This is a genomic window from Chelativorans sp. J32 (genome assembly GCF_000518985.1).
In the GTDB taxonomy this organism is placed as follows: domain Bacteria; phylum Pseudomonadota; class Alphaproteobacteria; order Rhizobiales; family Rhizobiaceae; genus Chelativorans.
In genome coordinates, this window is sequence record NZ_JAEQ01000020.1 from 57,127 (window position 1) to 72,020 (window position 14,894).

General features: G+C 59.7%; 12 protein-coding genes. 11 read left to right on the forward strand and 1 reads right to left on the reverse strand.

The window, feature by feature from the left end; translation table 11 throughout:
• Nucleotides 1-603: 603 nt before the first annotated feature.
• From CHEJ32_RS25485 to CHEJ32_RS0120280, 11 genes are all read left to right on the forward strand, one after another.
• Nucleotides 604-1,983, forward strand: coding sequence for a malonyl-CoA decarboxylase (locus CHEJ32_RS25485; protein ID WP_051469802.1), 1,380 nt, complete (start codon nucleotides 604-606; stop codon nucleotides 1,981-1,983).
• Nucleotides 1,983-3,512 (forward strand): malonyl-CoA synthase, encoded by a 1,530-nt coding sequence (locus CHEJ32_RS25490; RefSeq protein ID WP_051469803.1) that lies wholly within the window; start codon nucleotides 1,983-1,985, stop codon nucleotides 3,510-3,512. The genes CHEJ32_RS25485 and CHEJ32_RS25490 overlap by 1 nt, the downstream gene beginning before the upstream one ends.
• Before the next feature lie 13 nt (nucleotides 3,513-3,525).
• The gene (locus CHEJ32_RS26400; RefSeq protein ID WP_156936753.1) at nucleotides 3,526-5,175 is read left to right on the forward strand and encodes a hypothetical protein; all 1,650 of its coding nucleotides are present in this window, start codon (nucleotides 3,526-3,528) and stop codon (nucleotides 5,173-5,175) included.
• An 11-nt stretch (nucleotides 5,176-5,186) separates the two neighbouring features.
• Nucleotides 5,187-6,128: an NAD(P)/FAD-dependent oxidoreductase gene (locus tag CHEJ32_RS0120245; RefSeq protein ID WP_028035417.1), complete on the forward strand. Its 942-nt coding sequence runs from the start codon at nucleotides 5,187-5,189 to the stop codon at nucleotides 6,126-6,128.
• Nucleotides 6,129-6,161: 33 nt separating this feature from the next.
• A complete protein-coding gene (locus tag CHEJ32_RS25500; protein ID WP_051469805.1) occupies nucleotides 6,162-6,860 on the forward strand; it encodes a GntR family transcriptional regulator in 699 nt (232 codons plus the stop codon).
• Between the two features lie 110 nt (nucleotides 6,861-6,970).
• On the forward strand, nucleotides 6,971-8,014 hold the full coding sequence (locus CHEJ32_RS0120255; RefSeq protein WP_028035418.1) for an ABC transporter substrate-binding protein: 1,044 nt from the start codon (nucleotides 6,971-6,973) through the stop codon (nucleotides 8,012-8,014).
• Nucleotides 8,015-8,083: 69 nt separating this feature from the next.
• Nucleotides 8,084-9,832, forward strand: coding sequence for an iron ABC transporter permease (locus CHEJ32_RS0120260; protein WP_028035419.1), 1,749 nt, complete (start codon nucleotides 8,084-8,086; stop codon nucleotides 9,830-9,832).
• On the forward strand, nucleotides 9,832-10,896 hold the full coding sequence (locus CHEJ32_RS0120265; RefSeq protein ID WP_028035420.1) for an ABC transporter ATP-binding protein: 1,065 nt from the start codon (nucleotides 9,832-9,834) through the stop codon (nucleotides 10,894-10,896). The genes CHEJ32_RS0120260 and CHEJ32_RS0120265 overlap by 1 nt, the downstream gene beginning before the upstream one ends.
• Nucleotides 10,897-11,054: 158 nt before the next feature.
• A complete protein-coding gene (locus CHEJ32_RS0120270; RefSeq protein ID WP_028035421.1) occupies nucleotides 11,055-12,281 on the forward strand; it encodes an NAD(P)/FAD-dependent oxidoreductase in 1,227 nt (408 codons plus the stop codon).
• A gap of 177 nt (nucleotides 12,282-12,458) precedes the next feature.
• Nucleotides 12,459-13,019: a homoprotocatechuate degradation operon regulator HpaR gene (hpaR, locus tag CHEJ32_RS25505; RefSeq protein ID WP_084032886.1), complete on the forward strand. Its 561-nt coding sequence runs from the start codon at nucleotides 12,459-12,461 to the stop codon at nucleotides 13,017-13,019.
• 125 nt (nucleotides 13,020-13,144) lie between these two features.
• Complete coding sequence (locus CHEJ32_RS0120280) at nucleotides 13,145-13,876, forward strand: GntR family transcriptional regulator (RefSeq protein ID WP_028035423.1); 732 nt, start codon at nucleotides 13,145-13,147, stop codon at nucleotides 13,874-13,876.
• 23 nt (nucleotides 13,877-13,899) lie between these two features.
• Here the strand turns inward: CHEJ32_RS0120280 and CHEJ32_RS0120285 are convergent, their stop codons facing one another.
• On the reverse strand, nucleotides 13,900-14,829 hold the full coding sequence (locus CHEJ32_RS0120285; RefSeq protein WP_028035424.1) for a LysR family transcriptional regulator: 930 nt from the start codon (nucleotides 14,827-14,829) through the stop codon (nucleotides 13,900-13,902).
• Nucleotides 14,830-14,894: the final 65 nt, after the last annotated feature.

A 14,894-nucleotide genomic window follows, 5' to 3' on the forward strand; every position in this document is an offset into this window, starting at 1 on the left:
TCTCCAGGCGGAGCCCTCGGATCTTTTTCCCTATTCGGGCTGGGTAAAATTCCCTGAACGCTTGCTCCGGCTTGAGAGGCGCTCTCTTCGGCGTTCCACTGAAAGCCGGTAAAGGGTGCTTCAAATGCAGCATCATCCCCGCCCACTGCACCCTTGCAATCGGCGCCGTCCCGGTTTCGGATTTCCTGAGATGAGGGAGAGGGCACGCGGAACTTATTCTGCAGCGGTTCCAGTGCCGTTCCCGGGCTTGCGGAATCCCAAAGCGACCGCGCAAAGGAGACGTGCGAGCAGGCGATCACGATCACGCATGCCAGCAAGGCTGGCAGCCAGCGAGAAAAATGAGATGGGCGGTGCGGCTCCGCTCCGTTCAACGGCATCTCCGGAATGTTTTAGCTTGTGCGCCAATTTAGGCAGTTATGAGCAGGTTTGTCTAACGTTTCTATGAAGTTCAGGCAATTAATCTGTGTTGCGTCGATTGCGCGCGACCCCACGGGTTTCAAGTCCTGTGTCGCACCTAATTCGCCCTGAGGACCTCATTTCGCCAGCCATCCCATTGCATGCTTGTGGGAAGGTATTGTATGCAATTATGTGGAGGATGAGCTTATGTGGTCGCAGACTAGGCTTGGCAGGCGACTGGAAATCTCTTCATTCGTCGCGGATTTCATCCAGGCGCTGACGGATCGGCGCTGGCCTTCCCTTGGAGGCACTGGCGGTCTGACGCCCAAGGAAGCGGATCTGGGGCAGATCTGCGAGCTGTTGTTGTCGCGACGGGGAGAGGTCTCGGGGGTCGCCCTCGCCAGCCTGCTCCTGGATGCATATGCCAAAGCTACGCCCGAAAGCCAAAATGCCTTCCTCAGGACACTGCTTGACGGCTTCGGTGTCGATCGGGATGCACTTGCGCAGGCGATCACAACCTATGCCGCGACCGGCGAGGCGAGCGCCGCCGGCAATCTGCATAAAGCGGCAGAGCCGCGGCGCCAGGAGCTCTTCCGTCGCCTCAACATGGCGCCAGGAGGGACGCGCGCCCTGGTCCGTATGCGTGAGCATGTACTGTCGCGTCTGGTCCAGGAACCGGAGCTCGCCGCGGTCGACGATGATTTCGTCCATCTCTTCTCCTCCTGGTTCAACAGGGGATTCCTCACGCTGGAGGCCATCGACTGGCACACGCCTGCCAACATACTGGAAAAGATCATCCGATATGAGGCGGTGCATGAGATCACCGACTGGGACGAACTGCGCCGCCGCGTGGAGCCTCGGGATCGGCGCTGCTTCGCCTTCTTCCATCCGCAGATGCCGGACGAGCCGCTGATCTTTGTCGAGGTGGCTCTTGCAGGGCAGATCATCACCTCGATGGATGCCGTCCTGGATGTGGGACGGGAGTCGATCGCTGCCGAGGACGCAAGCACCGCGGTCTTCTACTCCATCTCCAACTGCCAGAACGGGCTGAAGGGCATCTCCTTCGGCAATCTTCTCATCAAACAAGTGGTGACGGACCTGAAGCAGGAGCTTCCCAATCTCAGAACCTTTGTCACCCTTTCCCCCGTGCCGGGCTTTGCAGACTGGCTGCGCGAAGAGCTGGGCCAAAACTCGTTGCGGATGATCAGCATCGAGGACAGGGAGGTCCTGACGGGGAAAGATCTCCTCAAGCACGAGGAGCACGATGCCGAGGTCCGCCGGGCCTTGTTGCGCGCGGCCGCGGCCTATCTGCTATCGGCCAAGCGAGGGGATGGCCGCCCCCTGGACCCGGTTGCCCGATTCCATCTCGGCAATGGCGCCCGGCTCGAACGTATCAATTTGCTGGCGGACAAGTCTGCGCGGGCGATGCGGCAGTCCTTCGGCGTGATGGTCAACTATCTCTACGAGCCGAGAATGATCGAGGAAAATCACGAGCGTTTTGCGGAAAACGGAGAGGTGGTCGCCTCGCCGGAAACCCGCAAGCTCTTTCGACCGGACAGGACAGAATCAGAGAAGGCAATTATGTAATGACGAACAACCTGTTCTCGCACCTGATCGCGCATGCCGGGCTTGACCGGACCGCGCTGATTGTTCCGGCGCACGGCCAGGTGAGCTACCGTGATCTCGATCGGATGTCGGCGCGCTATGCCAATGCCCTGCGCGGGTTAGGCGTTAAGCCGGGAGATCGGGTGGCGGTACAGGCCGAGAAGTCGCTGGGTGCGGTTCTTCTTTATCTCGGTGTGCTGCGCATGGGGGCGGTCTATTTGCCCCTCAACACGGCCTATACGCCGGCGGAAACTTCCTATTTCATTGGCGATGCCGAGCCGACTGTTTTCGTATGCGATCCCGCGCGAGAGGCGTCGGCGCGTGATCTCTGCCGTGATGGTCTCACGCAAGTGCTCGCCCTGGGCGGAAGCCTCGATGCGCTGGTAGAGAACCAGGAAGATCATTTCGAGACGGTTGCGGTGTCGGACGACGATCTTGCCGCCATTCTCTATACATCCGGCACCACAGGACGCTCCAAGGGCGCCATGCTCAGCCATGGCAATCTGCTTTCCAACGTGACCGCGCTGAAGGAGTCTTGGCGTTACACGCAGGACGACGTCCTGATCCATGCGCTGCCGATCTTCCATACGCATGGCCTTTTTGTTGCGCTGAACCTCACCTTCTTTTCCCGGGCTTCGGTTATTCTTCTGCCGAAGTTCGATCCGGACGCCGTCATGGATGCGATGTCCTCCGCGACGGTCCTGATGGGCGTTCCGACCTTCTATACGCGCCTGCTTTCCCATCCTGGTCTTACAGCAGAAGCATGCCGCCATATGCGCGTCTTCATCTCCGGATCCGCTCCGCTGCGGGCGGAGACACATGAAGAATGGAAAGAGCGGACCGGCCACGCCATTCTCGAACGCTACGGGATGACCGAGACGAACATGAATACGTCGAACCCGTATGACGAGGAGCGGCGTGCAGGCACGGTAGGCTTTCCGCTCCCCGGCGTGAGTGCGCGCATCGTCCATCCGCAGACCAACACCCCTCTGCCCACCGATGAAATCGGCATGATCCAGGTGAAGGGTCCGAACGTTTTCCAGGGGTACTGGCGGATGCCGGAGAAGACAGCTTCGGAGTTTACCGCCGACGGCTACTTCATCACTGGCGACCTGGGCAAGGTCGACGGGGACGGATACATCCATATCATCGGACGGCAGAAGGATCTGGTGATCACCGGAGGCTATAATGTCTATCCGAAGGAGATCGAGGTAGAGATCGATGCCATCCCGGGCGTAGCCGAGAGCGCCGTTTTCGGCGTGGAGGACGCGGACATGGGAGAACGGGTTGTCGCGGCGATCGTCCGCGATGGCAGCTGCGACGTGCAGGCTGCAGATATCGAAAATCATCTCGGCAGCCGGCTTGCCCGATATAAACAGCCGCGGGAGATCGTTTTCCTTGCGGAATTGCCGCGGAACACGATGGGCAAAGTGCAGAAGGAAGTCCTGCGGCGGAACCATGCTGCTGCGGCGAACCAGCGGAGCACCAGGGAGGTGGAGAATGCTCGTTGAAAAAGAACGGACGATGGCTGACACCGGAATAAGTGTCCTTGATCCGCGTGGATACCCTCCGGTGGTCACCGGCAGAACACCGGCGCCCCGGCTGGGCACGCTAGACGGCAAGACCATCTATCTTGTTGACAGCCGCTTTGACGACTCGATCGAGCTGTTGAAGCAGATCGAGATCTGGTTTCGCGAATATATGCCCAGCGTAAAAACCAAGATCGTCCAGCTCGCGAGCACCTACGCGAAGGATGATCCCGCGCTTTGGGAGGAGATCCGGGCCAATGGGCATGGTGCGATCCTCGGCGTCGGGCATTGCAGCACCTGCGCGCCGGCCGTGTGCACCCACGCGATCACGCTTGAGACCAAGTATGGGGTCCCGACGGTCGCGGTCCATACAGACAAGTTCGAGAAAGTCGTGAAATCGGTTGCCCGCATGGGTGGCCTGCCGCAACTGCCTCTGGTTTTCGTGCCGCAGCCGGTAATGGGCAAGACGCCGGCCGAGCTGCGCGAATACGTGTTGGGAGCCGATCCGGTCCGTGGTGAGCCGGTGATGCGCGAGATTGTGGAGGCTTTGACCCAGGGGCTCGCGCAAACTTCGTCCGCTGATCTGGTTGTCGCGAAGGCCCCGACAGAGCGCCTTCTTCCGGCGGACACGGAAGAGAACCTGCACGAACTCTTTCTCCGCAACAACTGGACGGACAAACTGCCGATCGTTCTTCCCACGGAAGAGCGGGTGGCTCAGATGCTCAAGGGTACGAGCCGGGCCCCTGATGAAGTGGTCGGCAAGATGCAGCCGACCGCCAATCGTGGTGCATGGAGCTACACGGTCGAAAAGGTGGCGGTAAACGCCGTCATGGCTGGCGCCCGGCCGGAATATTTTCCCGTGATCCTCGCTCTTGCCGCCAGCGGCGTGAGCGCGCGAGGGAGCACCTCGAGTTCTGGTTCGGCGATGGTGGTCGTCAACGGGCCGGTCCGTCATGAGATCGGTATGAATATGGGCATCGGGGCCTTGGGGCCCTACAATCATGCCAACGCCACCATTGGCCGCGCTTACGGCCTGCTGTCGCAGAATCTGCAGGGCGGATCCGTGCCGGGCGAAACTTTCATGGGCTCGCTCGGCAACAATTATACCTATAACAGCATCACCTTCGCGGAAAATGAGGAACGGAGTCCCTGGGAACCGCTGCATGTGCAGAAGGGGTTCGATGCCGATGCAAGCACCGTCAGCATCTTCTTCGGCTGCCGCTCGACCACGTTCAGCCTGGGCTTGCGGGAGCAGCACTGGCGCGAACATGTGCGCGACATGCTGCTTGGCACCGACGCGGTAACGGCTCCCGTGTTGCTGCTCGATCCGATCACCGCGCGCCAGTTCGTGGAACGGGGTGGTTTCACCAAAAAGGCCGATCTCATTTCCTGGATCCATGAGACCGCCATGATGCCGGCAAGCCGCTACTGGGATCTACAACTGATCCAGAACTACGTCTATCCACGCGCCACATTCGGTGAGGAGCCGATGGCGAGCGAATTGAAGAAGGGGCCAGACGAGCTGGTCCATATCTTCCGTCTGCCGGAGATCAATGCTGTCGTGGTCGGCGGGGAGACGAATGGCTATTGGCAGATCATGGGTGCGCGATATCAGGCCACGATCTCCATTGACGAGTGGCGCTAGGCGGACCGGACATGGATGAGTTCGACATCGTTGTAATCGGCGCCGGGGTCGCGGGATTGAGCGCCGCGGCTACTGCGGCGCGCCGCGGCGCGCGTGTCGCCGTCGTGGAAAAGCTCGGCGCAGGCGGTCAGATCATGACCGTCGAGCGGATCGAGAACTTTCCGGGGGCGGTGGAACCCGTTGCCGGATTCGAGCTAGGGCCCGCGATGCAGGAACAGGCCGAGCAGGCAGGGGCGGAATTCCTGCTCGATGCGGTGGAGGAGGTTCTTCTCGACGGACCTGCCCGGGTGTTGAGATGCTCGCAAGGGGAAATCACCGCGCGGGCGCTGATCGTCGCGGCAGGCTCGAGCCGCCGCGCGCTGGGTGTGCCCGGCGAGGAACGATTGGAAGGCAGGGGGGTCTCTCACTGCGCCTCCTGCGACGGTCCGCTTCACCGCGGCAAAACCGTTGCGGTCATCGGAGGCGGCGATTCGGCTTTTGACGAGGCGCTTATTCTGGCCACCCATGCGGGGCAGGTCCTTCTCATTCATAGAGGCGAGAGCTTCCGCGCTGCCAAGCCGACGGTGGAGAAGGTGTCCGCGCTTGAAAATGTCAGGATCTGCCTGAACTCCACGGTCGAGGAAATCATCGGCGACAATGTGGTCCAGGGACTTTTGGTGCGAGACCGTATCACGGGCGCTTCCCGTCGGGAGAGCGTCGACGGCGTATTCGTCTATGTCGGGCTTGAGCCGAATACCGATTTTCTCAAGGGAAAGCTCGATCTGGCGGAGGATGGGAGGGTTCTAACCGACCGCTTCATGCAAACTTCGCTTCCGGGGGTGTTCGCGGCTGGTGATATCCGTCACGCATCGGTCGCGCTGTTGGCCGAAGCCGCGGGGGATGGCGCGACTGCCGCCATTGCCGCTCTCAATTATCTCAGTGAAGGCTTTGAAAAGGCACGTGCGGTGGAATAATCGGCTGGTTGGAGCAAGATCGAGCCTAAGATCATGAATGAAAAGCCCTTGAAGCAAAGCCGTGCGGCCCTTCTGCGTGATGCGATCGAGGAAGACATCGTAACAGGCATCTACAAGCCAGGGGAACGTCTCGACGAGACCACCTTGGCCGCCCGCTATCAGGTTTCGCGCACGCCGATCCGGGAAGCCTTGAAGCAGCTGAGTGCGACCGGTGTCGTGAAGATCCTGCCGCACCGCGGCGCCTTCGTGCACGAGATTTCGCTTCCCGAAATGATCGGTATGTTCGAGGTGATGGCGGAACTGGAGGGTATGTGCGCACGGCTGGCTGCTCGGCGCATCAGCACCCGGCAACTGGGGGAGATGGCTACCGCGCAGGAAGAATGCATGGCGGCGCTCAGGAATGGGAAGGCGGATGACTATTATTACGCCAATGAGCGTTTTCACCTGCTTCTCTATGCTGCCAGCGGCAACAGCTTTCTGGCGGCCACCGCTACGACGCTGCACAAGCGCCTGAAGCCCTACCGGCGGCTCCAGCTGCGCGTTCCCGGACGTCTCGAACGATCAGCCGCCGAGCATGACGACGTAATCGCCGCCCTTCGAGCGCGGGATTCGGCAAAGGCGGAGGAGCTCATCGAAAAGCATGTGCTCATACAGGGCGACATGTTCAGCGATTTCCTGTCCGCCGTCAGCTCGCTTCCGTTCGGGGATGAAAAGATGGCGGCAGAGGCCTGATGCTGAGCCGAGGTACCACAGAAAATGCAAAGTAAGGTCGTCTTGCATACAATTGCTATGTAATGTATGCAATTCAGAGCAGGTGCAGAACATTTTCTTGGGAGGAAGAAATGTTGAAGAATGTCCTGGCAGCGGCAGCTTTTGCCGCATTGCTTCCGGCCACAGCGCTGGCGCAATCGGAGGATTTTACCGCTTATGAGAAGCCGCTTTACGAAGCTGCAACGGCGGAAGGGGAGGTAATCTGGTATACATCGCAATTCACGACGGAAATGTCGGAATCCGCGTGCCAGCTCTTCATGAAGCGATATGAGGGGATCAAGTGCAGTCCCGTTCGCGCCACGGGAGGGGTCACGTTCCAACGCGTGATGCAGGAAGTCCAAGCCGGAGCTGTTCAGGGCGATGTGTTCAGCACCAATGACCAGTCCGATCTGCTCGAACTGAAGAAGCTCAACGCGCTTGAGAAATTCTTGCCGCAAAGTGTCGAGTTCATGTCTCCGGTTCTGAAGCCGATGAATGATGACGAGGGTTATTTCTTCGTCTCCAGTGTCTCTCCTTACGGCATCGCTTACAACACCAATCTGGTGAAGGAAGAGGACGCACCGAAGAGCTGGAGCGATCTCACTGATCCCAAGTGGAAAGATCAGGTCGCCATCAGCCATCCGAGCTTTTCCGGCAGCGCCGGCCTATGGACGCTGGCGATGAAAAACCTCTTCGGGTGGGAGTATTTCGAGAAGCTCAATGAGGGCAATCCGCAGATCGGCCGCTCGACTGCGGACGGTTACAACCTGGTGGTCTCCGGTGAAAGAAAGATCGCGGTGACGGCGATCGCGCTTTCGCGCCAGGGAGAAGCGGAAGGCCAGCCCGTAACGACGGTCGTGCCCTCGGAAGGTTTGATGCTGCCGCCGAGCGGCACGGGTGTTCTCGCAGGTGCTCCGCATCCCAATGCGGCAAAGCTCTTCGCGGAGTTCATGCTGAGCGAAGAATATTCGGTCTGGCTGCGTGATTTGAAGCGCTACCCCCTGCGCGCCGGGGTAGATACCGCGGAAGGCATCGAGCCGCTCGACACCAGTAAGGTCATCACGGTGCCGGTCACGGATGCGGTGCAGGGCCTGCCTGAGGTCCAGGACAAGTTCCGGGACATCTTCGGCATCTAGCCCATTTCGCATCGCCAGGGGCGCGTGGGACGCGCCCCTCTCGCCCGATGATGGAGGCGGCCCGCTGCCATGACATCCCTTTCAAGCTCGCCATCGCACACCGGAATAGAGGCCGTCGCCTCCCAGTCGCACGTATCCTGGCTGCGCCGCTTCCAGCCGAGCAGCCTGCTTTGGATCGTGCTGGCGGTTATCCTTGTGCTCCTGATCATTGCCCCTGTCGGCGCTCTGGTGACAAAGAGCTTCACCGACCCGGCAACCGGCGGCTTCACGATCCAGAACTATATCGACGCTTATGGGAAGGCGCGGCATGTCGAGGCGCTGATCAACACGCTCTATATGGGGGCGGCGGTCGTCGTTCTTTCCGTGCTGTTCGGCGTGCCCTTGGCTTGGGCGTGCACGCGGACCGATATGCCGTTCCGCAATATCATCCGCGTGGGCATCTTCGGTGCTTTCGTGATGCCTCCCTATCTGGGAGGTGTCGGCTGGATCCTGCTTGCCGGCCCCAATTCGGGTTGGATCAATGTGGTGTGGCAGGCGATCACCGGGTCTACGGAGCCGCTCGTCAACGTCTTCAGTTTTCCCGGGCTGGTGCTGGTCATGGCGATCAACACCTATTTCACGGTCTTCATCCTGGTTAGTGCTGCCTTTGAAATGATCAACTCCGAAATGGAGGATGCAGCCAATATGCTGGGGGCAGGGCCGTTCACAACGGCTATGAAAGTGACGCTGCCGCTGGTCCTGCCATCAATACTGGGCAGCGCGCTTCTTACATTCCTGATTTCCATCGCGCTTTATGGCGTGCCGGCCCTCATTTCCATTCCGGCCCGTTTCCCGGTGGTGGTGATCCAACTGACCGAGTTCTTCAGCTATCCGCTGCGTGTCGAAGTCGCTGCCGCCTACTCCATTCCATTGCTTCTGATCACGGCTGGCCTGATGGCGCTGCAAAGAAAGCTTCTCGCTCGCCGCGGTTTCGCCGCGGTCAGCGGCAAGGGCGGTGAGCGGCGTATCGTAAAGCTGGGGAAATGGCGCTGGGTGGTTTTCGTCTACAGCATGTTCGTCGTCCTCTTATCCGTCGTTCTGCCGCTTCTTGTGCTTCTCATGGCCGCTTTCAGCAGATCGTGGGTGGGAGGCATTTCGTTGGACAATCTGACGCTGCAGAACTTCCGCTACGTCCTGTTCGAGCATTCGAGCTCGCAGCAGGCGCTCATCACCAGTCTTACGACGGGGGCTGCCGCGGCCACGATCGCCATCCTGCTCGCTCTCGCCATCGCCTATATCGTCCAGCGGCGCCTTCTGCCGATGAGCGGTGCTTTGGGCTTTCTTGCAATGTCGCCCTTCGTCATTCCCGGCATCGTTCTGGCGATCGGCTTCTATGCCGTCTATGCGCTGCCGCCGGTCGGCCTCTACGGCACCTACCTGATCCTGATCCTGGCCTTCACCACGCGCTTTCTGCCGATCGCCTATACAACCGGCACGGCGGGCATGCGGGCGATCCATCCGGAAATGGAGGAGGCCGTGCGCATTCTGGGCGGCGGCAGGTTGACGGCCATCAGCAAGGTGGTGGGGCCGCTTCTCAAGCGCACGCTGGCAAGCGGATGGCTCCTCATTTTCGTGCCGGCTGCACAGGAGCTCTCGACGGCCGTATTCCTGGTCGGGCCGAACACGCGCGTCGTGTCGGTCGTCTTGCTGGATATGAGCGAGGAGGGATTGCTCGAACGACTCTCAGCCCTGGGCAGCGTGTTGCTGCTGATCATTGTCGGCGTCATGGCCATAGGCGTCCGTTTCCTGGGCCGAGACTTCATGTTGAGGAGAACGTGATGGAAGGGCTTGTGCTGAGCGGCCTCGGCCGCAGATTTGGCAATGTCGATGCCGTCCTCGACGTCGATCTCGCGCTAAATCCCGGAGAGTTCGTCTCGCTTCTGGGGCCTTCGGGTTGCGGCAAGACGACGACGCTCAGGATGATAGCGGGCTTTATCGATCCCACCAGCGGGACCATCTCGCTCAATGGCAGGATATTGTCCTCACCTACCGGATCGATACCGCCGGAAAAGCGCGGCATGTCCATGATTTTCCAGAGCTACGCCATATGGCCCCACATGACGGTAGCGGAGAATGTCGCGTTCGGCCTGAAGCTTCGAAAGCTGCATACGGACGAGATCAGGAAGCGCGTCGGTGAAATTCTCGAAGTTGTGCAGCTGAACGCGCTTGCCGAGCGTTATCCGGCGGAACTGTCCGGCGGCCAACAGCAACGCGTCGCGCTCGCACGCGCCGTGGTCGTCAGGCCTTCTGTCCTGCTCCTCGATGAGCCGCTCTCCAATCTGGACGCCAATCTCCGAGAGGAGATGCGGTTCGAGATCCGCCGCATCCATGACGAGTTCAAGATCACCTCGGTCTATGTCACCCACGATCAGAGCGAGGCGATGGTAACGTCCGATCGGATCGCGGTGATGAACCAGGGCCGCATAGAGCAGGTCGACGAACCTTATAAGCTGTACACGAAGCCGAGGACGCGCTTCGTCGCGAATTTTATAGGACGCACAAATTTTCTGTCCGGACGAAAGGAAAACAACTCCATTGCCTTTGATGGCTTCTCGCTTCCTTCCGAAGTCCTCGGCATCGCAGGGACGGCCGGGAGAGACGTAGCCGTTTCGGTGAGGCCGCAATCACTGAGGCTTTGCGCCAAAGAGCCCATTGCTCCCGGCCAGATCACATTGAGGGGGAAGGTGGTGGAGCGCGCCTTCCTCGGCGAGACCTGGGACTATATGTTTGCGAGCGAGGAAAGCATGCGGCTGCGCGTTGTCGCTCCTCCATCGGATGTCTTCGAAATCGGTGCAGAAGCCTGGGTTCAGCTGGATCCGAGCCAGATGGTTCCTATATCTTAGGCTCTCAAGGAGTTTGACCTACCGGTGCTTTCCGCGGCAGATCGGGTGGGGACGGCATGAGACCATAACGCTTGCGGGTGATAAATTTAATTTGTTAAATAGATTTGGATGAATTGGGCCGGCCGATTTCGTGCCGCCGAACATTGCGAGAAGATCAGTTGGCAAGCGATAGGGTCGTCATCGTCGGAGCGGGGCAGGGTGGTGTGGAGGCCGCCATCAGCCTGCGGCAAAAGCATTTCGACGGCGAAATCGTGGTTGTCGGTGACGAGCCGGATCTACCCTATCAAAGGCCGCCCCTATCGAAAGATTTCATCAAGGGTGGCGGCCAACTTCGCGGCGTGCAACTGCGTGACGGAAGCTTCTTCGCAGAAAGGAAAATCGAACTTCTGCTCGGCCGTAGCGTGACCGCGATCGACCGCGCGAGCAAATCCGTCCGCTTCGAGAATGGCGAAGTGATGAGTTACGGTCACCTCGTTCTCGCTACGGGATCGCGCAATCGAAAGCTTCGCGCGCCTGGTCTCGACAATCCCGCCGTTTTGGAACTGCGGACGCTGCAACACGCAATACGTCTCATGGAGCGGCTTCCCTCGCTCGGCAAAGTTGTCGTGATTGGAGGCGGTTTCATAGGCCTCGAGGTCGCAAGTCTCCTACGCGCTCAGAATGTCGAGGTCGACGTCATAGAGGCGGCGGGGCGGCTGATGGGGCGCGTCGTATCCCATGCCACTTCCGACTATTTCCGCGCTTTTCACCTCCAGCACGGCGTTCGGCTTCATTTTGGCGTTACCGTCGAGAGCGTGGAATACGATTCTGAGGGATGCACGGTTCTGCTTTCAGACGGCAGGCCGCTTCGTGCCGATGCCGTTCTCCTTGCCGCTGGTGTTGTGCCGAATGTCGAGCTTGCAGCTGAGGCAGGCTTGCACGTCGAGAATGGTATCGTAGTGGACGAGCGATTGCTTACCGAGGATGCAGCGATCTCAGCGCTTGGGGACTGCGCTTCTTACCCGAGCGTACAGGCGGGCTGTATGGTGCGGCTGGAATCGGTCCAGAACGCAGTCGACCATGCGCGCACCATCGCGGAACGCCTAACCGGGGACGCCAAGCGCTATGACAGCTTGCCATGGTTCTGGTCCTACCAAGGTGATGCGCGGTTGCAGATCGCTGGACTGGCCGCACCCGGAGATCAGGAAATCCTCCGCGGCGATCCGGAAAGCCGGAAATTCTCTGTATTTCTCTTCCGTGACGGAAGAGCCGTGGCCACCGAATCCATAAACGACCCAGGAATTCACATGCTGACGCGGCGGCTGCTAAGTGCTGGTGTCGAGATCACGCCTGAGATGGCCTGCGCTCCCGATGGCGAGCTGAAAGCGTTGCTCAAGTCTTCGTGAGCGTCTTCGAGGTGATGCCCGGATCGAGAAGGCGGATGGGCTAGTCTATAGTCGCAGCCAGATAGGTGAAATCCTTTCAAAAATCGGCCGGAACGGCGGAAAAAGGCGGTTTATTATTGCCCTTCGGCGCTCACCTGCCTATCTTCTAATCCCCTCTGTTTCAGAAGAGAATTCCAGATGAGCGAAATAGTTGGCGGGCGGGTGAAGCTTCGGCTTCGAGGCTTCTCCAGATCTCTTCCCTATTCACTGTTGCGCGCGCGCGAAGCAGTGATGAACCGCTTCCGACCCGCTTTGCGGCTCTTCAACATTACAGAACAGCAGTGGCGCGTGCTCAGGGTGTTGAGTTCGGTTGAAGCAATGGAGGTGACTGCGCTGGCTGAGGCCACTTGCTTGCTTGCTCCTTCCCTTTCCCGAATTTTGAACGACATGGAAGAGAGGGGGCTGGTGCAAAGAAGCGCGGTTCCCGAGGATCTACGTCGCACGCTGGTTTCCATAACACCCAAAGGCTGGACGCTGATCGATGCTGTGATGCCCTATTCGGATGGCATCTACGCTGAAATCAGAAGCGTCGTCGGTGACGATCGTATCGAAGAGATTCAGACGCAGCTCAGATATCTGGTTGAACAGCTCGAGAAGCTGCCTCCCATCGTCTATGACGAAGATGAACTCAGTCCTGAGATAAGCCAGCTGAGCAGCGGTCAGCAAAGAGGACGCCCGAAAAATCCCTCCGGAGATTGAGGCGGCGGCTCGATCCCAGCTGATGGGTTGAGGTGCCGGGCGCCGGCCTTATTGCCCTGTCTTTGAATTTGCTAGCCTTTCGGCGGCGTGTATACTCGGGATGAGGGACGGAAAGGCTTATCGTTATGGAGCAGAATACCGGCAAGACCCATGCAATCCGGGCATTGATCGAGCTGCGAAAGAGAATTCTGAGCGGAGAACTGTCCGGCGGGATGCGGCTCTTCGAGGTTCCCCTGGCGGAGCAATTGAAGATTTCGCGCACGCCGGTCCGCGAAGCCCTGTTGCGATTGGCCGAGGAGGGGCTGCTCGAGCGGGTGCGCAGTGGGGGCTTCGTCGTTCGCACCTTCCGGTTCAATGACGTGATCGACGCGATCGAGCTGCGCGGGGTGATGGAGGGTACGGCGGCCAGGCTTGCCGCAGAGCGCGGCGTTGCTCCTGCCATGCTTGCCCGCATGCAATCCATCGTCGCCAGTCTGGACGAGTGCTTCGGCCCGGCGCCCGGTGACGTGGATTTCGACGGTTACAGGGAGCTAAACGGGCTCTTCCACAAAGAATTGGCGGCTCTGTCGGGCAGCGACATAGTGCAGCGCGAGGTGGAAAGGGCAACGCGCCTTCCATTTGCATCGCCTTCCGCCTTCCTGCAGGAGAGGGCGGATGTGCTGGTTTTCCGCCGCTCGCTCAACACTGCACAGGAGCAACATAGGGCAATCGTGTCCGCGATATCGAACCGGGAGGGTTTTCGTGCCGAGGCGCTGGCTCGGGAACATGCGCGTGCCGCCCGGCGCAACCTCGAATATGTCATCAACGAGGACCGCAGCCTTATCGAGCATCTGCCTGGCTTGGCGCTGGTCCTGTGACTGCGGGACTTCCCGGCGAGTGGCTATGATTGCCTTACGTCCTCTGCCCAATTATGGCCGGCCGTGCGTCGGATGAATTGAATGAGGATGGCGACCGAGGGCGGCATCATTCCCTTCTTCCGGCGATAGACCCTGAAGGTGCGCCTCCACTCGAGCGCAGGGACCTGTACTCGACCCAACTCGCCTCGTTTCACCTCGGAGGCTACCAGAGGCATTGGCATCCAGCACAGTACGTCATCCGTCATGGCGGCCGATTTGATCACCTGGACGGAGCGCGACACGATCGTAGGTGGATTGGGCTCGATGGCTTGGCTATGGAAACGGCGCAGCCATTCCCTTACGATCGGCGTGTCGGTGGGCGGAAGAGCCCAGTTCTGCCGCGCAACCTCATTCAGCGAGAGCTCGGTTTTTTCCAGCAGTGGATTGTCCGCGCGCGTGTAGACGAAAACGACGTCGTGCAGTGCATCGGGAATGGCCAACGCAATCTCATCATCCGCGTACGGTTCCGGGGAAATCGCCAGATCGATTTCTCCGCTCTTTAGGCCTTCCAGCAACCGGTCTTCCAATTCCTCAACAATCCGAAACTGAACTTCCGGATATTGTTGGCGCATTTCCCGGATCGCGCTGACGAGTAGGCCTCCCACCACGCTCGAAACGCCGCCGACGCGGACGACGCCACGACTGGCACCGCGCATCTGCTTTATCAGATCGCTTGCATTGCCGGCCTCGGAGACCAGCAGCTTCGCATAAGGCAGCAAGGCCTCGCCATAGATGGTGGGAACGACGCCCCGCGTGTTTCGCTCGAACAGGGGCACCCCGTAGCTCGCCTCCAGGAGCCTGATCACGCGTGTGACCGCGGGTTGCGTCAGATTGAGCGCTGATGCCGCCCGGCCAAGGCTTCCCCGGCGTACACATTCGATCAGGATGGAGGCCGATTTGATATCCAGGGTCATAACCAATCATAATGACTTTGGCAGAATTCATCAATTCCAAGGGGGTACTCGTTCTGGCAGACTGC

Bases quoted from the DNA above. Each gene is read 5' to 3' on its own strand.
- CHEJ32_RS25485 (WP_051469802.1), top strand. From the start codon at position 604: ATGTGGTCGCAGACTAGGCTTGGCAGGCGACTGGAAATCTCTTCATTC.
- CHEJ32_RS25490 (WP_051469803.1), top strand. From the start codon at position 1,983: ATGACGAACAACCTGTTCTCGCACCTGATCGCGCATGCCGGGCTTGAC.
- CHEJ32_RS26400 (WP_156936753.1), top strand. From the start codon at position 3,526: ATGGCTGACACCGGAATAAGTGTCCTTGATCCGCGTGGATACCCTCCG.
- CHEJ32_RS0120245 (WP_028035417.1), top strand. From the start codon at position 5,187: ATGGATGAGTTCGACATCGTTGTAATCGGCGCCGGGGTCGCGGGATTG.
- CHEJ32_RS25500 (WP_051469805.1), top strand. From the start codon at position 6,162: ATGAATGAAAAGCCCTTGAAGCAAAGCCGTGCGGCCCTTCTGCGTGAT.
- CHEJ32_RS0120255 (WP_028035418.1), top strand. From the start codon at position 6,971: ATGTTGAAGAATGTCCTGGCAGCGGCAGCTTTTGCCGCATTGCTTCCG.
- CHEJ32_RS0120260 (WP_028035419.1), top strand. From the start codon at position 8,084: ATGACATCCCTTTCAAGCTCGCCATCGCACACCGGAATAGAGGCCGTC.
- CHEJ32_RS0120265 (WP_028035420.1), top strand. From the start codon at position 9,832: ATGGAAGGGCTTGTGCTGAGCGGCCTCGGCCGCAGATTTGGCAATGTC.
- hpaR (WP_084032886.1), top strand. From the start codon at position 12,459: ATGAGCGAAATAGTTGGCGGGCGGGTGAAGCTTCGGCTTCGAGGCTTC.
- CHEJ32_RS0120280 (WP_028035423.1), top strand. From the start codon at position 13,145: ATGGAGCAGAATACCGGCAAGACCCATGCAATCCGGGCATTGATCGAG.
- CHEJ32_RS0120285 (WP_028035424.1), bottom strand. From the start codon at position 14,829: ATGACCCTGGATATCAAATCGGCCTCCATCCTGATCGAATGTGTACGC.